Annotated in this window: 25 protein-coding genes; 19 read left to right on the top strand and 6 right to left on the bottom strand. The window is 44.6% G+C overall.

Annotation, left to right across the window (positions count from 1 at the left end):
• Window positions 1-8 precede the first annotated feature (8 nt).
• Window positions 9-698: a 2,3-diphosphoglycerate-dependent phosphoglycerate mutase gene (gene gpmA / locus ICN31_RS08285; protein WP_216260359.1), complete on the bottom strand. Its 690-nt coding sequence runs from the start codon at window positions 696-698 to the stop codon at window positions 9-11.
• A gap of 22 nt (window positions 699-720) precedes the next feature.
• On the opposite strand from gpmA, the gene ICN31_RS08280 reads away from it, so the two are divergent.
• The 4 genes from ICN31_RS08280 to ICN31_RS08265 are packed head-to-tail and all read left to right on the top strand — an operon-like array spanning window position 721 to window position 2,992.
• Complete coding sequence (locus ICN31_RS08280; protein WP_216260358.1) at window positions 721-1,137, top strand: rhodanese-like domain-containing protein; 417 nt, start codon at window positions 721-723, stop codon at window positions 1,135-1,137.
• Between the two features lie 4 nt (window positions 1,138-1,141).
• Window positions 1,142-1,396 carry a glutaredoxin 3 gene (grxC, locus tag ICN31_RS08275; RefSeq protein ID WP_088525441.1) on the top strand — a complete coding sequence of 85 codons (255 nt, stop codon included), beginning with the start codon at window positions 1,142-1,144 and terminating at the stop codon, window positions 1,394-1,396.
• Between the two features lie 27 nt (window positions 1,397-1,423).
• Window positions 1,424-1,945: a protein-export chaperone SecB gene (secB, locus tag ICN31_RS08270; RefSeq protein WP_216260355.1), complete on the top strand. Its 522-nt coding sequence runs from the start codon at window positions 1,424-1,426 to the stop codon at window positions 1,943-1,945.
• A gap of 24 nt (window positions 1,946-1,969) precedes the next feature.
• On the top strand, window positions 1,970-2,992 hold the full coding sequence (locus ICN31_RS08265) for an NAD(P)H-dependent glycerol-3-phosphate dehydrogenase (RefSeq protein WP_216260354.1): 1,023 nt from the start codon (window positions 1,970-1,972) through the stop codon (window positions 2,990-2,992).
• Between the two features lie 24 nt (window positions 2,993-3,016).
• Here ICN31_RS08265 and trmL read toward each other — a convergent pair whose 3' ends face one another.
• Both trmL and ICN31_RS08255 read right to left on the bottom strand, forming a co-directional pair.
• Entirely contained in the window at window positions 3,017-3,487 is a 471-nt protein-coding gene (gene trmL, locus ICN31_RS08260; RefSeq protein ID WP_216260351.1) for a tRNA (uridine(34)/cytosine(34)/5-carboxymethylaminomethyluridine(34)-2'-O)-methyltransferase TrmL, read from the bottom strand.
• Window positions 3,480-4,229 carry a ComF family protein gene (locus ICN31_RS08255; protein WP_216260349.1) on the bottom strand — a complete coding sequence of 250 codons (750 nt, stop codon included), beginning with the start codon at window positions 4,227-4,229 and terminating at the stop codon, window positions 3,480-3,482. The genes trmL and ICN31_RS08255 overlap by 8 nt, the downstream gene beginning before the upstream one ends.
• Before the next feature lie 23 nt (window positions 4,230-4,252).
• On the opposite strand from ICN31_RS08255, the gene ICN31_RS08250 reads away from it, so the two are divergent.
• The 7 genes from ICN31_RS08250 (at window position 4,253) to ICN31_RS08220 (ending at window position 9,838) form a co-directional block, all read left to right on the top strand.
• Window positions 4,253-5,038: a class I SAM-dependent methyltransferase gene (locus ICN31_RS08250; protein ID WP_216861408.1), complete on the top strand. Its 786-nt coding sequence runs from the start codon at window positions 4,253-4,255 to the stop codon at window positions 5,036-5,038.
• 193 nt (window positions 5,039-5,231) lie between these two features.
• Window positions 5,232-6,389: a cytochrome c oxidase subunit II gene (gene coxB / locus ICN31_RS08245; RefSeq protein WP_216260348.1), complete on the top strand. Its 1,158-nt coding sequence runs from the start codon at window positions 5,232-5,234 to the stop codon at window positions 6,387-6,389.
• A 40-nt stretch (window positions 6,390-6,429) separates the two neighbouring features.
• A complete protein-coding gene (ctaD, locus tag ICN31_RS08240) occupies window positions 6,430-8,049 on the top strand; it encodes a cytochrome c oxidase subunit I (RefSeq protein ID WP_216260347.1) in 1,620 nt (539 codons plus the stop codon).
• Entirely contained in the window at window positions 7,949-8,164 is a 216-nt protein-coding gene (locus tag ICN31_RS08235) for a cytochrome oxidase small assembly protein (RefSeq protein WP_216260346.1), read from the top strand. The genes ctaD and ICN31_RS08235 overlap by 101 nt, the downstream gene beginning before the upstream one ends.
• 14 nt (window positions 8,165-8,178) lie before the next feature.
• Complete coding sequence (locus tag ICN31_RS08230) at window positions 8,179-8,763, top strand: cytochrome c oxidase assembly protein (protein ID WP_088525434.1); 585 nt, start codon at window positions 8,179-8,181, stop codon at window positions 8,761-8,763.
• Window positions 8,760-8,954 carry a DUF2970 domain-containing protein gene (locus ICN31_RS08225; protein ID WP_088525433.1) on the top strand — a complete coding sequence of 65 codons (195 nt, stop codon included), beginning with the start codon at window positions 8,760-8,762 and terminating at the stop codon, window positions 8,952-8,954. Before ICN31_RS08230 ends, ICN31_RS08225 begins: the two co-directional genes overlap by 4 nt.
• 29 nt (window positions 8,955-8,983) lie before the next feature.
• Complete coding sequence (locus tag ICN31_RS08220) at window positions 8,984-9,838, top strand: cytochrome c oxidase subunit 3 (RefSeq protein ID WP_216260345.1); 855 nt, start codon at window positions 8,984-8,986, stop codon at window positions 9,836-9,838.
• A gap of 69 nt (window positions 9,839-9,907) precedes the next feature.
• Here the strand turns inward: ICN31_RS08220 and ICN31_RS08215 are convergent, their stop codons facing one another.
• Entirely contained in the window at window positions 9,908-10,120 is a 213-nt protein-coding gene (locus ICN31_RS08215; RefSeq protein ID WP_216260344.1) for a twin transmembrane helix small protein, read from the bottom strand.
• 24 nt (window positions 10,121-10,144) lie between these two features.
• Here ICN31_RS08215 and ICN31_RS08210 point away from each other — a divergent pair, with 24 nt between their 5' ends.
• The 5 genes from ICN31_RS08210 to ICN31_RS08190 are packed head-to-tail and all read left to right on the top strand — an operon-like array spanning window position 10,145 to window position 14,189.
• Window positions 10,145-10,930 (top strand): SURF1 family protein, encoded by a 786-nt coding sequence (locus tag ICN31_RS08210; protein WP_255530941.1) that lies wholly within the window; start codon window positions 10,145-10,147, stop codon window positions 10,928-10,930.
• Window positions 10,927-11,583, top strand: coding sequence for a hypothetical protein (locus ICN31_RS08205; RefSeq protein ID WP_216260343.1), 657 nt, complete (start codon window positions 10,927-10,929; stop codon window positions 11,581-11,583). The genes ICN31_RS08210 and ICN31_RS08205 overlap by 4 nt, the downstream gene beginning before the upstream one ends.
• The gene (locus tag ICN31_RS08200; RefSeq protein ID WP_216260342.1) at window positions 11,583-12,707 is read left to right on the top strand and encodes a heme A synthase; all 1,125 of its coding nucleotides are present in this window, start codon (window positions 11,583-11,585) and stop codon (window positions 12,705-12,707) included. Before ICN31_RS08205 ends, ICN31_RS08200 begins: the two co-directional genes overlap by 1 nt.
• The gene (gene cyoE, locus ICN31_RS08195) at window positions 12,704-13,597 is read left to right on the top strand and encodes a heme o synthase (RefSeq protein ID WP_216260340.1); all 894 of its coding nucleotides are present in this window, start codon (window positions 12,704-12,706) and stop codon (window positions 13,595-13,597) included. The genes ICN31_RS08200 and cyoE overlap by 4 nt, the downstream gene beginning before the upstream one ends.
• 1 nt (window position 13,598) lies before the next feature.
• Window positions 13,599-14,189, top strand: coding sequence for an SCO family protein (locus tag ICN31_RS08190; protein ID WP_216260338.1), 591 nt, complete (start codon window positions 13,599-13,601; stop codon window positions 14,187-14,189).
• A gap of 32 nt (window positions 14,190-14,221) precedes the next feature.
• Here ICN31_RS08190 and rpoH read toward each other — a convergent pair whose 3' ends face one another.
• Both rpoH and ftsY read right to left on the bottom strand, forming a co-directional pair.
• On the bottom strand, window positions 14,222-15,121 hold the full coding sequence (gene rpoH / locus ICN31_RS08185; RefSeq protein WP_370624306.1) for an RNA polymerase sigma factor RpoH: 900 nt from the start codon (window positions 15,119-15,121) through the stop codon (window positions 14,222-14,224).
• A gap of 122 nt (window positions 15,122-15,243) precedes the next feature.
• Window positions 15,244-16,134 carry a signal recognition particle-docking protein FtsY gene (gene ftsY, locus ICN31_RS08180; RefSeq protein ID WP_216260333.1) on the bottom strand — a complete coding sequence of 297 codons (891 nt, stop codon included), beginning with the start codon at window positions 16,132-16,134 and terminating at the stop codon, window positions 15,244-15,246.
• A gap of 62 nt (window positions 16,135-16,196) precedes the next feature.
• Between ftsY and ICN31_RS08175 the strand changes: the two genes are divergently transcribed.
• The 3 genes from ICN31_RS08175 to rsmD are packed head-to-tail and all read left to right on the top strand — an operon-like array spanning window position 16,197 to window position 19,511.
• Window positions 16,197-17,564: a pitrilysin family protein gene (locus ICN31_RS08175; RefSeq protein ID WP_216260331.1), complete on the top strand. Its 1,368-nt coding sequence runs from the start codon at window positions 16,197-16,199 to the stop codon at window positions 17,562-17,564.
• Window positions 17,564-18,901 (top strand): pitrilysin family protein, encoded by a 1,338-nt coding sequence (locus ICN31_RS08170; RefSeq protein WP_216260330.1) that lies wholly within the window; start codon window positions 17,564-17,566, stop codon window positions 18,899-18,901. Before ICN31_RS08175 ends, ICN31_RS08170 begins: the two co-directional genes overlap by 1 nt.
• Entirely contained in the window at window positions 18,894-19,511 is a 618-nt protein-coding gene (rsmD, locus tag ICN31_RS08165; protein WP_216260848.1) for a 16S rRNA (guanine(966)-N(2))-methyltransferase RsmD, read from the top strand. The genes ICN31_RS08170 and rsmD overlap by 8 nt, the downstream gene beginning before the upstream one ends.
• The last annotated feature ends 1 nt before the right edge of the window (window position 19,512 follow it).

The following is a 19,512-nucleotide window of genomic DNA, read 5'->3' as shown; positions in this document are numbered from 1 at the left end:
TTTTAATCCTAGTTCAGATAAAAGTGTTGAATGGGTTTGAGATTGTCATCAAGCTCATACACAAGGGGTACGCCATTAGGAACATTCACTTCCATAATGGCTTCGTCAGACATTTGATCTAAGTATTTAATGAGAGAGCGAATGCTATTACCATGCGCGACTATCAGTACGCGTTTACCAGCTTTAAGCGCTGGCGCAATGGATTCATTCCACAAAGGAATTACGCGCTCGACATTATCTTTGAGGCACTCGCCCAAAGGAATATCAGCAGCATTCAGTTTTGAATAGCGTTGATCATTTTTAGGATTGAGCTCATTGCCAGGCTCTAGTAATGGAGGGCGCACATCATATGAGCGACGCCAGATATGGACTTGTTCGTCACCATACTTAGCAGCAGTTTCTGCTTTATTAAGACCGGTGAGGGCGCCGTAATGCCGCTCATTTAATCGCCAGCTATGGACTACGGGCAGCCACATTAAATCCATAGCATCTTGAATGTGCCAAAGTGTACGAATAGCACGTCTTAAAACTGAGGTGTAGGCCACGTCAAATTCATAGCCTGCTTTTTTGAGACTTTCCCCAGCTGACATGGCTTGTTCGGCCCCTTTTGGGGTTAAGTCAACGTCTGCCCAGCCAGTGAAGCGATTTTCAAGGTTCCAGGTGGATTCACCATGACGAATAAGGACAAGTTGTTTCATAGAGCCATTCTATAATCCGGTGATGAACTTTCTTACTCAAATTGATAATTTAGCGCTGATTGCCCTCCTGTTAGTTTCGGGCACTGCGCTCTTCATGCCTACATTATCTACGCTTATTGGCGGAAAAGGCTTGTCGCCTACTGAGGCCACTATTTGGATTAATCGTCGCAAGGCCCATGTTTTGGATCTGCGCCCTGAAGCGGCTTATAAAGCGGGGCGATTACCGGGGGCTAAATTGATTAACCCAGCTGATATTTCAGCAGCGATTGAGAAGCTGAAATTAGACCGTAAGCACCCAGTGGTGCTTGTATGCGAAACCGGTGCCCACTCTCGCAAGGCGATTAATGAGGTTAAGAAACTCGGTTTTGAGGAAATCGGAACCCTAGACGGTGGCGTTCAAGCCTGGAAACAAGCCGCTCTTCCATTAGTGAAGCAATAGATCTATGCCTCAAGTTCTCATGTATAGCACCCAAGTTTGTCCATATTGCGTAATGGCTGAAAAACTATTGCTCAAAAAAGGGGTCGGCAATTTAGAAAAGATTTTGATTGATCGTGATCCGGCACAGCGTGAGCTGATGATGACTCGCACGGGGCGTCGTACGGTTCCCCAAATTTATATCGGTGAGACCCACGTTGGTGGGTACGATGATCTCGTGGCTTTAGATCGCGCAGGCAAGCTCGATCCTTTATTGGTTTAATGTATTTATTTGTCAAGAAAGATAGCAATGACTGAACAACCTTCCGCACCTCAAGCAGAGGCTGATAACTCAAAAGAGCCTAGATTTGCAATTCAGCGCATTTATCTTAAGGATTTGTCCTTAGAACAGCCCAATGCACCACAGATTTTGTCAGTCGCTGCTGAGCCTCAAGTACAAGTAGAGATTGATATTGGGGTTACTCCATTAAGTGATGATATTTTTGAGGTGGCGATTATTTCTACTGTGACTGCAAAAGTGGATTCAAAAGTTTTGTTTTTAGTTGAGGCTAAGCAAGCGGGTATTTTTGAATTCAGCAATATTCCACCGCAACAAATTGATCCAATGCTGGGTATCGCTTGCCCAACTATTTTGTATCCATATCTTCGTTCAAATATTGCTGACATTATTAGTCGCGCAGGCTTCCAGCCGATTCATCTGAATGAAATCAATTTCCAAGGTATGTATGAGCACCGCCTCATGCAAGCTCAACAGGCAGCTGGCGAAGAAAGCGGAGCCACTGATGAGAGCAAAATAATTCTTCCTCATTAGACCTAAACAGCGAGCACACAGATCATGAAAGTGACCCTGATTGGTGCTGGAGCTTGGGGAACAGCAATGGCTGTGCAAGCAGCACGCCATCTCAAGGATGGGGATGTCTGTTTATGGTCCCGTAGTAAGGAACAGTTGGTAGATATTGAGAGGAGCGGTGAGAATCGCTCCTATTTGCCTGGAATTCAGCTTCCTAAAAATATTACATTAGAAAATAACTTCTCAGTCGCTATCAAAAGACTTTCTACTAATGATCTATTGGTAATTGCAACGCCAATGTCTGCGCTTTCAGAAACGATTGCTCAGGTATTAAAAATTGCAGAATACCCTCTAAATATCATTTGGCTTTGCAAAGGTTTGGAACCTACTACAGCGCTTCTGCCACATCAAGTGGTTGAACGTGAAGATCAATTACATAGCCATGGCATTTCCCATTCTTATGGCGCATTATCTGGCCCTAGTTTTGCATCTGAGGTAGGCTCTGGAATGCCTTGCGCATTAACAATTGCCAGTACTTCTGCAAATTTATGTACGGTAGCTCAAGCCGCTTTTCACCATGGCAATATGCGCATTTATTCAAGCGATGATTTGATTGGTGTGGAGCTAGGCGGCGCCATTAAAAACGTTTTGGCAATTGCAGCTGGCATTGGTGACGGTTTAGATTTGGGTTTAAATGCTCGTGCTGCAGTCCTTACACGAGGTCTGGCTGAGATGATGCGTTTAGTGAAGGCAGCAGGCGGAAGATCAGAAACCTGTATGGGTCTTACTGGTGTTGGCGACTTAATATTGACGGCAACTGGAGACCTTTCTCGTAACCGACGAGTGGGCCTTGAGCTTGCTGCAGGCAAGTCCTTGGCTGAAATCTTGACTGGCTTAGGTCATGTTGCCGAAGGCGTGCTTTGTGCCGCTGCAGTTGGGGACTTGGCAAAGCGTTTGGGCGTAGAGATGCCAATTACGGCGATGATGGGCGAGGTGCTAGCCGGAAGACTTTCGCCACAAGAGGCATTGAAGAAGTTAATGGGCCGTGACCCAAAAATAGAAACTTAGTAAAGCTCAGGTTTAACTCAATCCTTACTTGCCGCCCACAAGACCATTTTGGCGCCAGGCTTCATACACCACAATCGCTACAGTATTAGATAAGTTCAAGCTGCGGCTGCTATCTTGCATAGCTAAGCGCATTCGATTTTTTTCTAGAATGGTGTTACGAACTTCTTCAGTAATTCCTTTGGTCTCAGAGCCAAAAACAAAGTAATCATTAGGACCATATTTACCCTCATGAAACTTCCCGCTGCCTTTGGTTGTTAAAGCAAAAAGATGTTGTGGGTCTGGTTGCTCATCTTTTAGAAATTGAGTCCAATTAGCATGAACCTTAACTTTCGCGAACTCATGGTAGTCAAGACCTGCTCTACGGAGTTTGGCATCTTCCATGGGAAAGCCCAAAGGCTCAATCAAATGAAGTTTTGCTCCAGTATTAGCGCAGAGCCGAATGATATTGCCTGTATTTGGCGGAATTTCTGGTTCGAATAAAACAATATTAAACATGCGGTACTTTTACTGTTCTGAGTAAAACCCAATTAGTGATGTGTGATGCACCATTGTCCTTCAGAATGCGGGCAATTTCATTAAGAGTGGCTCCGCTAGTCATGACGTCATCAAAAATGATGATGCTTTGGCCTCGTAGAACTTCAATAAAGTGAGGATCAATATAAAACATACCCGCAATTGCTAAATGTCGTGTAGCAAGCCTGCCCCCTGCCTGTTGAAATTCATGGTGATGACGTCTTAGTGCGTAAGGCAATTTCTGTATGCTTGAATTACAAGTTATTCTGCGTGCAATTTCCCAGCTTTGATTAAAGCCCCGCGCAGATAATTTTTGAGTGCTGAGTGGTACAGGAAGAAGATAGTTTCCCTTGACATTTTTGAGTTGCTTTGAAAAAAGATGATCCCATGTATTTGCAAGCCCATGCGCATATGCCAAACGCTTTTGATATTTCAGCTGATGGACCGCATTTTGTAGCACTCCTTCATAGCGATCTATGCAATATGTCTCATCAAAATACGGGGGATGAAGATTGCATTGTTTACAACGCTGCTCTTTGAGCTCTCCCGTATTTAGAGTGATGCCACATTGATAGCAGCATTCATAATTGAATAAGCCATTGGCATTTAAAGATTGCAAACAGTTTGCACAAATAGAATGCTGTTGATAGCGCTCGCATGCGATGCAAGCACTTGGTAAAACTTGGCTATTAATGGATTGAAAAATCTTCTCTAGAAATCGCATGGGACGCTGAGTATACTGAGCGAATGACCCAGCCAATCAGATGGTTACAAGATGAAATTGCAGATCGTGTGTTGCAAAAGCTCGATATCGTTAAACTCGATGTCAAAGATGTATTAATCGTTCCAGATTTTCCAGGAAAGCATTTTTCATTTTTTGCAAAACGCTATCCCTATGCCAATATTCATAGTCTTACAGAAGAGGGTATTACAGGATTAGAAATGTGGCGCTCAAAAGCAATATCGCATTGGCGCTCTTTATTTCGTGGAAATACAACCCCCTTAGCTCATTACTTAGCAAAAGGTAAATTTAATCTTCCTGATAATTCTGTTGATTTGGTATTGAGCAATCTCTTATTGCAGAACTTGACTGATCCACGACATTTCTTGCGCGAGTGTCGGCGTGTTTTGCGAGAGGGCGGTCTGATCACATTTAGTTATTTAGGGCCTGACACTGGCAAGGAGCTCCACGCCCTTGAGCCCGGTCTCATTCAGTTTAAGAATTTATTAAGCCCTTGGGATATGCACGATATGGGGGATGCTCTTTTAGGAGAGCGCTTTTCTGATCCCGTAATGGATATGGAATTTATCAGCCTTGATTATCAGTCGGATGCACTTCTACTTCTCGATCTAGAGGCACTGAAATTACTTCAAGTGCCCGCATCTGAAGTCTCTAAACAAGGTTTTTTGCCCCAAAAAATGACCTTAGAGGTGGTTTATGGACATGCATGGGTGATTGGAAAGCAGCTTAGCAAGACCCAGGATAACGTTGCCTACATCGATGCAAATCAAATTGGACGCAAGACTAGGTAGTATCTAGATTAAGTGTAAGTGCTTACTATCATTTTAAGCTTTGTCAAGATTGAATGAAGCCAGCATATCCAGATTTGTTGTTGTGCACAATTAACCCTATAATCATCGCAGTACGTAATGGCTTAAAACCGCTTTTTTGAGCATTTGCTAGGGTATTTAAGCACTTTGCTCACGACAATAAACAGAGAATAAGATGAATTTATTTGGAAAAGTCACTAGGGCTTCGCTCTATCTAGTAGCAGCCTTTGGTACTGCTTTTGCACAGGCAACAGAAAATATGCCTGGCGGCCCAGCTTTATATCAGCTGAACTTTCCTGCGCCCGCCACCAAAATCATGCAAGAAATCCACTGGTTGCATTGGATGATGTTGGTGATCTGCGCAGTGATTTTCGTCGGCGTATTTGGGGTGATGTTTTACTCAATTTTGAAGCATCGCAAATCATTGGGTCACAAATCTGCCTCTTTCCACGAGAGCACGACAGTTGAAATTATTTGGACTGTGATTCCGCTGTTGATTGTCATTGGTATGGCATTACCCGCAACAAAAACTGTTGTGGCGATGAAAGATACAACGAATTCAGATATCACCATTAAAACTACTGGTTATCAGTGGAAATGGGGTTATGACTATATCAAGGGCGAAGGTGAGGGCATTAGCTTCTTATCTACCCTGTCAACTTCACGGGAAGCAATTAATAATCTCGCACCAAAATCAAATACGTATTTGATGGAAGTAGATAACGAAATGGTTGTCCCTGTTGGGAAGAAAATTCGTTTGATTACTACCGCTAATGATGTGATTCATGCTTGGACAATTCCAGCGTTTGGCGTAAAGCAAGATGCAATCCCAGGATTTGTTCGTGATACTTGGTTTAGGGCTGAAACAATTGGTACATTCCGTGGCCAATGTTCTGAGTTGTGCGGAGCACAGCATGCCTTTATGCCTATCGTTGTGAGAGTTGTTTCACAAGAGGACTACACAGCTTGGGTTGCAGAGAAGAAAAAAGAAATGGGTGGTGCCGGCGAAGATCCATCTAAGGTTTACACCATGGACGAGCAAAAAGAGCGCGGTGCAAAAGTTTACGCAGCAAACTGCGCTGCTTGTCACCAGCCTAACGGCAAGGGTGCAGGCGCATTCCCGGCATTGGACGGCAGCAAAATGGTCTTGGGTCCTAAAGCAGCCCAATACAACATCCTCATTAACGGTAAGGGCGCAATGCCGAAGTGGGCTGGCGTAATTCCTGATGGTGATATCGCTGCAGTCATGACTTATACACGTAACGCATGGGGTAATAAGACGGGTGAAGTCATTCAGACCCAAGAAATTATTACCGCACGTGGCGGCAAGTAATCCATTCATTAATACAGATAAAACGAAACCGGAGTAATCCATGAGCACAGTCTCTACTACCATAGACCACGCACACGATCATGCGCATGATGACCACACGCCACATGGTTGGCGCCGTTGGTTGTTCGCAACCAACCACAAAGACATCGGCACGATGTATTTGATTTTCTCTTTTGTTAGCTTATTAGCTGGTGGCGTGATGGCCTTGGGAATTCGTCTGGAATTATTCCAGCCAGGCTTGCAATTCTTCCGCCCTGAATTCTTTAATCAATTAACCACCATGCATGGCTTGGTGATGGTTTTCGGTGCGATCATGCCAGCCTTCGTTGGTTTTGCTAACTGGATGGTGCCTTTACAAATCGGCGCATCCGATATGGCATTTGCTCGTATGAATAACTTTAGCTTCTGGATTTTGCCAGTGGCTGCAATCTTATTGTTTGGCTCATTCCTTGTTCCTGGCGGCGCTCCATCAGGCGGCTGGACAATCTATGCTCCATTGAGTTTACAGATGGGTCCTGGAATGGATATGGCAATTTTTGCCCTCCATTTATTAGGCGCCTCTTCCATTATGGGTTCGATCAACATCATCGTGACCATCTTGAACATGCGCGCTCCTGGCATGACTTTGATGAAGATGCCCATGTTCTGCTGGACTTGGTTAATTACTGCTTACCTATTGATCGCTGTGATGCCTGTATTGGCTGGTGCAATCACCATGGTCTTGACTGACCGTCACTTTGGTACCTCATTCTTCTCTGCTGTAGGTGGCGGTGACCCAGTGATGTTCCAGCATATTTTCTGGTTCTTCGGCCACCCAGAGGTTTACATCATGATTCTTCCAGCATTTGGAATCGTCAGTGAAATCGTTCCCGTCTTCTCTAGAAAAACGTTGTTTGGTTACAGCTCCATGGTTTATGCAACATCGTCTATTGCGATCTTGTCATTTATCGTTTGGGCTCACCATATGTTTGCAACTGGTATGCCTGTGACTGGTCAGTTGTTCTTCATGTATGCAACGATGTTGATTGCCGTGCCAACTGGCGTGAAGATTTTTAACTGGGTTGCAACGATGTGGAAAGGTTCTATGACCTTTGAAACTCCAATGTTATGGGCTATCGGTTTTATTTTCGTCTTTACGATGGGCGGCTTTACCGGATTAATTTTGGCGATGGCCCCAATTGATATTGGCGTTCAAGATACTTACTATGTTGTAGCGCACTTTCACTATGTTTTGGTAGCAGGCTCCTTGTTTGCAATGTTTGCTGGTTTTTACTACTGGTGTCCTAAGTGGACAGGTTATATGGCTAGCGAAGCTCGTGGCAAGATCCATTTCTGGTCTTCCATGATTTTCTTTAACTTGACCTTCTTCCCAATGCATTTCTTGGGCTTGGCTGGTATGCCGCGTCGTTATGCGGATTACCCAACCCAGTTTGCTGACTTCAATATGGTTGCCTCCATTGGCGCCTTGGGCTTTGGTTTGTCACAAGTATATTTCTTGCTCTTCGTAGTAATGCCTGCTTATCGTGGCAAGGGTCAAAAAGCAGCCATGAATCCATGGGATGGTGCTAAAGGCTTGGAGTGGACAATACCTTCACCAGCGCCACATCATACTTTTGAGACTCCGCCTAGTGCCGAGCAGATGCGTGAAGCAGGAATTTAATTCTTCGGCAAAACAAGCCCTAGTTGCGAGTAATCGTAGATTGGGGTTTGTTCTTCTCAGTATTGTTCTAGTCTTTTTTATTGGAATTGTGATTAAACGGAGCTGGCTGGGTTAATCCCATACATTGCGATGGTTACTACTCAAACTTTAAATCGTCAGATTTTATTAAAGCTCTTAATTGCAGCTGTGATGATGTTTGGTTTTGGTTACGCCTTAGTTCCTATGTATAAAGCCTTGTGTGAGGTTACTGGAATAAATGTGGTCACCAGTAAGAATGATTACGGTGTTCGAGCTTTTAGCCCTAATCGAGTTGGTAATACACAAGTGAACTATGCTCGTACGGTGACGATTGAATTCGATTCCAATAGCCGCGGGCCTTTTACTTTTAAGCCGGTGAAGAATTTTTTAGAAGTTCATCCTGGTGAAATGACTGAGATTGTGTATGAAGTGACAAATAATCTTGGCCGCACAGTTCGGGCTCAAGCAATACCAAGTTATGCGCCCAAAAGTGCAACTGAGTTTTTTACTAAATTAGAGTGTTTTTGTTTCCAGGAACAAACACTAGCAGTAAACGAAACGAAGAAGATGCCGGTAGTGTTTGTGATTGATGCAGGCTTACCTGATGATGTGAAAACAATCACCTTGTCCTATACTTTCTTTGAGCTGGGATTGGGTGGCACGCCGCCGGCGCCTAAGTCGAAGGTAGTGTTATGAAGAAAAAAAGTAGTTTTATGCAGTCTATGAAAGCCGTCATGTGGGGCTTTTTGGGGGTGCGTAAAAAAGCAGGCTTGCAAGAAGATGTAGCTTCACTAAGTTTTGTACACATTATCATTGCGGGGGTTGTTGGTGCCCTGATTTTTATGGCTATCCTGCTCTTGATAGTGAAACTAGTTGTATCCCATTGATTATTTTTTGATTGAGTAGAGAGAATAAGATGTCATCCAATTCAACCCCATACTATTTTGTCCCAGCACTATCTAGACATCCTGCTATGGCAGCAGTCGGCTTGATCGCTTTTGGCGCGGGTATGTCTGGCTGGGTAAACCAAACCTCTTGGGGCGGTGCTCTGAGCTTGATTGGTGTGGCATGGATTTTATTCGTGCTCTACAACTGGTTTGGCGATACGATTGCCGAGTCAAATTCTGGTAAGAATGGTGTCAACGTAGATGTTTCTTATCGTTGGTCGATGGCTTGGTTCATTTTCTCTGAGATTATGTTCTTTGCCGCTTTCTTTTCTGCATTATTTTATGCGCGCAATATTGCGATGCCTTGGTTGGGTGATGTAGAAAGTAAATTACTCTGGCCTAACTTCGCAGCGGCTTGGCCTAATGATGGCCCTGCTGGCTTGGTTGAAAAATTTACCACCATGGGCCCCTGGCCAATTCCAACTATCAACACTCTACTGTTGTTGAGCTCGGGTGTGACGATCACAATTTCGCACCATGCGCTAGTTGAAAATCACATGAAGAAGGCGATTATTGCCTTAGCTGCAACTGTTGGCTTGGGCACTATCTTCTTGGGCTTTCAGGTTTACGAGTACTACCATGCTTACCATGAGCTCAACTTGAAATTGACCTCCGGTATCTATGGCTCAACCTTTTTCATGTTGACTGGTTTCCATGGCTTTCACGTATTCCTTGGGGGCACGATGCTAGCGATTGTTTTGCGTCGTATGATTCGTGGCGACTTTACGTCTACGAATCACTTTGCATTTGAAGGTGCTGCTTGGTACTGGCACTTTGTGGACGTTGTCTGGCTCGGTCTTTACATCGTTGTGTACTGGATGTAAGTTGCATCAAAAATCGGGGCCTCAAGCCCCGATTCATTTATTAGGCACGCTATTCTGATGAAGTAGGCTTTAGTTTGTGCCCACTTTAATGCCAGTAGCTTCAATCAGGCCAAAGTAATAGGCCAGGAGAATTCCAACAAATAGCGTAATTGATAGCCCAATACGCAGCATGAGTGAGTACACCATTCTGGAGCTATTACCCCTACCTTTCATCATGTAATACAAGGCTGATCCTAAGCTAGCAACAATCATTAGTAGGACAATCGGAATAATCCACTTCATCTTAAATCCTTATATTGAAATCTCTTGAATACGCTTTTTACTGCTCTCATTGCTAAGCGCATAGTTGCTACTGTATCAGCCTTGTTGGTTGTTGCAATCGCCTGTGCCGCCGGTATTTGGCAGCTGAATAGGGCGGATGGCAAGATTGCTTTAGCTGCTAATTTATTAGCACGGCAACAGATGCCAATTTTGAGTGCGAATGATGCTCTTTTAAGCTTAGAGGATGCGAGCGAGCGCCGCATGATTGCTCGTGGGCAGTATATTCCGCAGGCTGCTATTTGGTTAGATAACCGACCAAGACCTATTCCTCCAGCCGGAAGCAATACCTCACAGTCTGGTTTTTATCTCCTGATGCCATTGCAGCTTGAGGGACGTGATGAGATTCTGTGGATCAATCGGGGTTGGGCGCCACGCGATAGTGAGAACCGAGAGTCTTTACCGCCTGTGAAAACGCCAAGCAAGGCGGTCACTATTGAAGGTATTGTGTTTGCCCATCCTGGTAAGGTCTATGCCTTAGGGGAAGGTCAGGTCATCATTGATGCCAGCAAGCCACGAATTGAGCAAAATTTTAATTTACGAGCTGAGGGTAAGCTACGCGGTTGGGTGCAAAGCCCTTTTATTTTGCGAGAGGTAGATACTGGTGTCGAGGATGGCTTGTTGCGTGAGTGGGCTCCACTGACAACCGGGGTCGATCGCCATTATGCTTATGCATTCCAGTGGTTTGCCTTAGCGGTTAGCGGTTTCTTATTTTGGATAATTACTGGCTTGCGTCAATATTGGCGGCAGGGTGTGAATGGGGATCAAGAGTGAGTGATAAAGAGTTATTAATTCCGGCTTCGCAAACTGATTTAGTAGCAATCAATGCGCAAACTCGTCGTGGCCGCATTCAAATGCTTTTGCTTTTGCTGGCATGTGCTACGCCTGTGATCGCTTCATATTTGGCGTATTACGTAATTAAGCCTGACTGGGGCAAGACAAACTTTGGCACATTGGTTTACCCGGCTCAAGAATTTAATTCTGCTTGGCTAGATGTTCCGTTACAAGGCAAGTGGACTTTGCTCATTGCGCGGCCTGCAGGCGAATGCCAAATCAAAGATGAAAAATGTATTGAAGCATTTTTTCTAATGCGTCAAGTGAAGGTTGCCATGGGCAGAGAAAACAAGCGTGTTCAGCTGCTATGGATCAATACCGATGGTAAGCCTGTTGACCCTGAAGTGGCAAAGGCTTATGACGAACAAGTTGCTGGGTTCAAGATTGTTGCGCCACCAAGAGACCCTAAGCTGAGGGCAGAGTTTGAGGCTTGGCTTAATAAAGAGGGTGGCGGTCAACAAATTCAGTTGATTGATCCAAGTCCAGCAAAGATGATGTATTTCCCAGTCACCAATTCTCCAAAGGAATTTGCTTTCATCAAAAAAGATTTGGAGAAACTTTTGAAGTTAAATCACAAGGGCGAGAAACTGTAATGCCCACTTTAGTTTTGTTTCTAGAGTTAGCTGCCATCGCAATTGTTTTTGCTGGACTACCCTTGGTATATCTTTGGACAAGACCTGGATATAGCTTTTTCCAAAAACTCAATTGGGTATTGGTCTTTATGACTTTCGATCTCATTGTGTTCGGTGCTTTTACCCGCCTGACGGATTCGGGTCTGGGTTGCCCAGATTGGCCTGGGTGCTACGGCGCTTCTAACCCTTTTCATGCCCTTGGAGAAATACAGCAGGCTGAAAGTACCATGCCGAGTGGGCCCGTCACGGTGATCAAGGCTTGGATAGAAATGATTCATCGTTATCTCGCAATGACGGTTGGTGCCTTAATTTTGGTGCAAGTAGGTGTGGCTTTTGGCAAGCTGAAGTCCTTAGGAAAATCCCCTGTATTTTGTAGCTTAGGCTTGCTTTTACTGGTTTGTATTCAGGGGGCATTTGGTGCTTGGACCGTAACCTTGAAATTACAGCCCATCATTGTGACAATTCATCTAATGCTCGCTTTGTTCTTATTGGCTTGCTTAACTGTCTATGCTCAGCAGGCTTGGGAGCAGAGCTCTTCGGTTCATATTCTTCGTATACGTCCTTTACCAGCCCAACTACTAATCATTGCTTTTGTAGTGCTTACTATCCAAATATTTTTAGGCGCTTGGGTCAGCACTAATTACGCCGTACTAGCTTGTCCTGATTTTCCAACTTGCCTAGGAAGTGTGTGGCCAGAAACTAACTGGAGGGAAGGTTTTACGCTATGGCGTCAATTAGGTCTGAATGCTCAAGGTGAATTTATTTCTCCAACGGCCTTACAAACCATTCATTGGGCACATCGTCTGTTTGCTCTTGCGGTTTTGATAGTCTTGGGTGCCTTGAGCCTGAAGGCTTTACAGTTGGCAACCCCAGTCTTGTCTGGCCTTGGCCGCTACGCAAAACTTTTACTAGCGATACTCTTACTACAAGTCATTACCGGAATATCAAACGTCGTATTTCAGTGGCCATTATTAGCAGCTTTATTACACACCGCTGGCTCAGCAGCTTTAGTATTCTGTTTGGTCAGAATGAGTTATTGGGCATCTTGGCGCCTACCCATTCAAAATAAGATGGCAAAGTTATGAGCGCACCCCAAAAATTTACGCCTGTAGCAATGCCACGTTGGCGTCAATACTGGGTTTTAACCAAACCCAGAGTGACTCAACTTGCCGTTTTTTGTGCCTTGATTGGCATGTTCTTGGCTACCCCGGGAATGGTTCCTTACCCCGTTCTATTTGGTGGATTTATTGGTATTTGGTTATTGGCAGGCGCAGCGTTTGCTGTGAACTGTTTAATTGAGCAAGCAGTAGACGCAAAAATGAGGCGCACCTCTTGGCGTCCATCAGCAACTGGTGAGGTGACTCCATTTCAGATTATTGTTTTCTCAATCATTCTGGGTTCACTCGGCATGATTATTTTGTGGAACTTTTGCAACCCGTTAACAATGTGGCTGACTTTGGCAACATTTGTGGGGTATGCCGTGATTTATACCTGGCTATTAAAGCCAGCTACACCCCAGAATATTGTGATCGGCGGCCTCTCTGGAGCAATGCCTCCAGCGCTTGGATGGGCGGCTGTAACCAATACAGTGCCCGCTGAGGCCTGGCTCTTGGTGTTGATTATTTTTGTCTGGACACCTCCCCATTTTTGGGCCTTGGCTCTATATCGTCGTGAGGACTATGTGCAGTCAGGCTTACCGATGCTGCCAGTAACGCATGGTGAACGCTTTACGGTACTCAATATTCTTTTGTATACCCTGATATTGATCGCAGCGACTCTGCTGCCTTATATCTACGGCATGAGTGGCATGGTATATCTCGTCTCCGCTACTATTCTTGGGCTAATATTTTTAGCCTATGCTATTGCTTTATTTATTTCCTATAGTGATCCCTTAGCTAAAAAAACTTTCCGTTTTTCAATTACCTATTTGTCCTTGCTGTTTGCAGCGCTACTCATAGATCACTACTTCCTCTAAGATGAATATTTCCCTTTTACGTACTTGTTGTATTGCTACTTTATTGTTGATTTTGACGGCTTGTAGTCCAAAGCCGGAGTTTAAGAATATTGATATCACTGGTAGTACAGCCTTTGGTAAAGACTTTAGTTTGGTAGATCCAGATGGTAAGGTGAGAACGCTGGCGGACTTTAAGGGCAAAGTAGTGGTGATGTTCTTTGGTTATACACAGTGCCCTGATGTTTGTCCAACCACTTTGACTGAGATGCAACAAGTAATGACTATCTTGGGACCTCAGTCAGATAAGGTACAGGTACTTTTTGTGACTGTTGATCCCCAGCGAGACACTGCTGCGATTTTGAAGCAGTATGTCCCTGCATTTGATCCACGCTTCTTAGGGCTTCGCTCTGAAGATGATGTTGCCTTAGAGAAGGTCGCCAAAGACTTCAAGATTTATTACAAGAAGATGCCAGGCGTCAGCCCCGGGTCTTATACGATAGATCACTCAGCAGGTAGTTATGCATTTGATCCAGAGGGTCGATTGCGTTTATATATTAAGCATGCTCAAGGCCCTGAGGCCTTGGCGCATGACTTGAAAGAGCTCTTAAAGTAAGAGGGTGTGAGGGCTAGAGTAGCTTAAGTTACTTAAGCTGACTCAGATTGCAGCATACCGCGCATCTTCTTGAGAGCTGCTGTCTCAATTTGACGGACGCGTTCAGCTGAGATGCCGTATTCATCTGCAAGGTCGTGCAAGGTTTTTGTACCTTTACCATCAGCGTCCATTGCTAGCCAGCGTGACTGAACAATATTGCGGCTACGCTCATCTAAGGCCATCAAGGCTTGATCAAGCTTAGGACCTTGAAGCGCATCAGTCTCATTGCTAGCAATGCGTTCTGTGGGTTCTTGGCTGTTATCAGCAAGCCATTGAATCGGTGCATAGGCTGTATCTTCATTAGTGTCATCACCCTCAAGCGCAATATCACCACCAGCAAGCCGCATTTCCATTTCTTTAACATCAGAACCTTTGACATCAAGTGCTTTAGCTAAAGCATCGATTTCACCGGGAGTGAGGGCGCTCAAAGTAGGCTTATTGCTGCGTAAGTTGAAGAACAACTTACGCTGTGCTTTAGTCGTCGCCATTTTGACTAAGCGCCAATTCTTCAGAATGTACTCATGAATCTCAGCTTTGATCCAATGGATTGCATAAGACACTAAACGTGCACCATTGTTTGGGTCATAGCGTTTGACCGCTTTCATCAGGCCAATATTGCCTTCTTGAATCAAGTCAGCATGCGGAATACCATAGCCAAGATACTGACGAGCAACAGAAACTACCAGGCGTAAATGGGATAGCACTAAAGTTTTAGCGGCATCGACATTTTCAGCGCGACGAAATTCCTGCGCAAGATGCAACTCTTCAGCAGCACTTAGCATTGGTACGCGATTCACGTACGCAATATAGGAATCAAGAGTACCAACCCCTAAGGATGGCAGCATCGGAAATGCAGACGCAGATGCAGTCTGCGCGATGGGCAGTCTTTGCATATTTGAATTGTCAGATTTCTTTAGAACCATTTTTGTTGTAAATGTGAGGTGTTAATGAACCTCCATTTTAGCACTCCTGTCAAGAGAGTGCTAATGGTTTAAAGATTCCGTAAGATATTGATTTAATTGAATAATTCGGATGAATATTGCCTGGCTGTGAATGGGGCTAAATCATCGATACCCTCGCCTTTGCCAAGGGCTAATACGGCTGGTTTTGACCCATCTTGGAGGGTGTGTGCCAGGGCGCAGATAACACCGCCCTTAGCAGTGCCATCTAGCTTAGTAACGATGATTCCGGTAAGACCTAAGGCTGCATGAAAAGCCTTCACTTGGCTTAAACCATTTTGACCAGTATTACCATCAAGCACCAGCAAAGTGTGGTGAGGTGCCCCAGGTAATACTTTGCTGATGACCCTTTTCACCTTCTTCAGTTCTTCCATCAGGTGATCCTGAGTAGCCAGTCGTCCTGCAGTATCAATGATCAAGATATTGCTTTTACGCGAGATGGCTGAATGGACGGCATCATGAGCAACTGCAGCAGCATCACCACCTTCTTGGCTAATCACCTCTACTTGATTACGACCCCCCCATTCTTGCAATTGATTTCGTGCGGCAGCCCTAAAGGTATCTCCTGCGGCTAAGAGAACAGATTTACCTTGGGACTGAAAGAGTCTGCAAAGCTTGCCAATCGTCGTTGTCTTACCGGCCCCATTTACCCCTACTACCAACCATACTTCTGGGGTGTTGGATTTACTAGAATCAAAGAGTGGATTTGCTGAGGGTTCTAAGGTCTGTAAAAGAGTGCTGACTTCTTCAATCAGAAGCGTTTGAAGCGCTTCTGGACTGGAAGCTTTTTCTAATTTAGCCGCCTTACGAAGCTTAAGAATCAATTGCTCAGTCGTAGGTAGACCCACATCACTTTGAATCAGTGACTCTTCCAAAGTATCAAACCAAGCCTCATCTAATTTGCTTGATTTAAAAAGGGATCCGAGGTTTTTACGTAAGCCGAACATAATCGATACAATTTAACCTTGCATCTTATCAATTTAATTTTTGGGATATGGTGATTTAGTACATGCATTCCAATTTACTCCGAATTTGCTTTTTATTCTTACTCTGTATCCCATTATCTTGGGCTGCTAGTAGCAATTCTGCCGATACTCATGAATTTATGCTCAGTAATGGTTTAAAGCTGATTGTTCGAGAGGATCATCGCGCACCTACTGTTGCTCATATGGTTTGGTATCGCGCAGGCTCGATAGATGAGGTAAACGGCCGCACTGGCGTTGCTCACGTTCTCGAACACATGATGTTTAAAGGTACCCATCAAGTGAAGTCTGGAGAGTTCTCGCGATTAGTCGCCGCTGTTGGTGGACGCGAGAACGCATTTACTTCCCGTGATTACACTGCCTACTTTCAGCAGGTTGAAAAATCGAAGCTAGATGAAGTGATCAAACTTGAGGCAGATCGTATGTCGAATCTCAATTTTGATGATGCAGAATTCTTAAAAGAGATTCAGGTGGTCATGGAAGAGCGTCGCTTGCGGACTGAAGATAATCCTAGTAGCCTTTTAAACGAATCACTCATGGCAACAGCTTATATGACTTCGCCTTATCGTCATCCAGTAATAGGCTGGATGAATGATTTACAAAATATGAAGCCTGCTGATGCACGTGATTGGTATCGCAGCTGGTATGCGCCAAATAATGCAACTGTAGTTATTAGTGGTGATGTCGACCCCAAGCAAATTCTGAAGGCAGTTGAAAAGTATTACGGCGTCATTGCGAGAAAAGAATTACCAGAACGTAAGCCGCAAATTGAGCCACCCCAAAAAGGAATTAAGCAAGTTCAGGTGAGGGCTGTAGCCGATAGTGCTCAGTTGGCCATGGCTTGGAAAGTGCCGCGCTTGGAACCTGGCAAGCTGGATGATCCTGAGCCGTATGCGCTAGAACTTCTGACTGCTGTACTTGATGGCTATGACAACGCCCGTCTCAATAGAGTTCTGGTTAAACAGGAAAAAGTAGTCAATGATGTTGGCGTTGCTTATGACATGATCTCTCGCGGACCAGAGTTATTTTTGATCAGCGTCTCTATGGCGAAGGGGAAAACTGTTGCTCAAGCCCAAGCCAGTATTCGTAAAGCCTTAGATGAGTTAAAGCAAAAAGGAATCTTAGGGTCTGAACTCAAGCGTATCAAGGTGCGCATTCTGTCTGATCAAATTTATAAGCGTGATTCTATTTTCGGCCAAGCAATGGAAATTGGTACTACCGAGATGGCGGGATTTTCTTGGAAAGATATCGACTATATGCTAGAAAAAATGCAAACGATTACGCCTGAACAGGTCCAAGCGGTTGCTCAAAAATATTTGGTGGATCCAGGCTTAACGATTGCCGTGTTAGAGCCTCAGGCCCGCAAATCTGTAGTTAGTAAGGAGGGTAAATAATGAATGCTCTCCAAAAAAGTATTTTGATTTGCCTGCTTACATTTGGCTATTTTGTTACCGCTCATGCTATTTTGCCGATTGAGAAACTGGATACCTTCAAAGGTAGCAAGGGATTTTTAGTTCAAACTAAAGCGCTGCCCATGGTTGATATTGAAGTCAGTATTGATGCTGGCGATCGCTTTGACCCATCTGGCAAGAGTGGTCTAGCTGATATGGCAGCAGGCCTCATGAATTATGGGGTGAGAGGTGATCAAGGCATTCTGAGTGAGGCTCAGATTGCCGATGAGATCGCAGATTTAGGTGCCAATATTGGTTTATCTGTTGGCGGCGAACGTGCCATTTTGCGCATCCGCAGCTTAAGCAGAAAAGATTTGCGAGATCGAGCAGTGAAATTAGCTGCAGCAATGTTAAGTTCACCTACTTACGAAACAAAAATAGTTGAGCGCGAAAAGCAAAGGACGATTACCAATTTGCTTGAGGCTGAAACAAAGCCAGAGTTTGTACTAGAGCGCCGTTTTGCAAAATCTATTTATGGTGATTACCCGCTTGGGAATAATCCAACTGTTAAATCAGTAGGTGCAGTAAGCGCAAAAGATCTGACACAGTTTCATCAGCAGTTTTATCGTAGTGATCGCATGATTGTCAGCATTGTTGGTGATGTTGACCGAGCCCAAGCTAATGAAATCGTGCAGACCCTACTACAAAAGATTCCTCAGTCAGGAAATCCTATTGCTAAGCTGCCAGAGTTGCAACGTTCTCCAGTAGAGCCTTTAGCGCAGCGTGAAATTCAGATTCCATTTGATTCCCAACAAGCACATATCGCCATGGGTATGACGGCGGTAACTCGAAGCAATCCGGATTACTTTCCTCTTTTAGTTGGTAATTACATATTAGGCGGTGGTGGCTTTGTATCTCGTTTAATGTCAGAGGTACGTGAAAAGCGTGGGCTTGCCTACAGCGTCTCTAGTTACTTTGTTCCAGGCAAAGATACTGGTATTTTCCGGGCTGGCCTTCAGACTAAGAATGATCAGGCTACTATGGCACTAGAGGTCATGAGTTCAACCATTGCAAAATTTATTGCCGATGGCCCAACAACATCCGAATTGATTGCTGCTAAATCTAACTTGGTCAATGGTTATCCATTGAGGATTGATAACAATCGAAAATTATTAGATAACGTGTCATCAATCGCATGGAACGATTTACCGCTCGATACGATGGACGTTTGGACTAAGCAAGTAGAGTCAGTGACTTTAGAGCAAGTGCGCGGCGCTTTCCAAAAATATCTAGCTATGGATCGAATGAGGATTGTGGTGTTAGGGGCAAAAAATAAATAAGTCCGCAAAGACTTTAAAGGCAGAGCCGCCCAAGAAAGTGCGCATCATCGGTGGCGTCTGGAGAAGTCGCCTGCTAGCCGTTTTAGATTTGCCTGGATTGCGTCCAACCACTGATCGTATTAGAGAAACCCTTTTTAATTGGCTTGGTCAGGATCTAACGGGATTGCATTGTCTAGATCTCTTTGCCGGAACTGGTGCGCTGGGTTTTGAGGCAGCCTCTCGTGGCGCTGAGCTGGTAGTCCTATTAGAAAAAGATAAAAAAGCCCATACAAGCTTAGTGAGTAATTATGTTTTGCTACAGTCTTCACCCGTTAGTGGCAAGGTAGAAATTTTGCACAGAGATAGTCTTGAATATCTCAAGCAACAGGTAAATCACTCAAGCAACTTAATTTTTATCGACCCTCCATTTCAGGACCAGGGCTTATTAGATCAAGCTCTGATTGAGGCTGGCCGAGTTTGTGATGATTCCAGTGGGGGCGGCATTTATGTTGAATTTCCCTCCAGTCGTGCTCGCGATGAGATAGAGGCCCTACTCCCAGACTGGCATTGTGGAAAATACTTAGAGGCAGGCCAGGTAAAAGCCTGTCTATTTCGGGGTAGAAGAGGCTAAA

This window comes from Polynucleobacter sp. UB-Piko-W3 (assembly GCF_018881635.1).
In the GTDB taxonomy this organism is placed as follows: Bacteria; Pseudomonadota; Gammaproteobacteria; order Burkholderiales; family Burkholderiaceae; genus Polynucleobacter.
The sequence above is the reverse complement of the archived record's forward strand: the minus strand, read 5'-3'. Positions and strand labels throughout refer to the sequence as shown.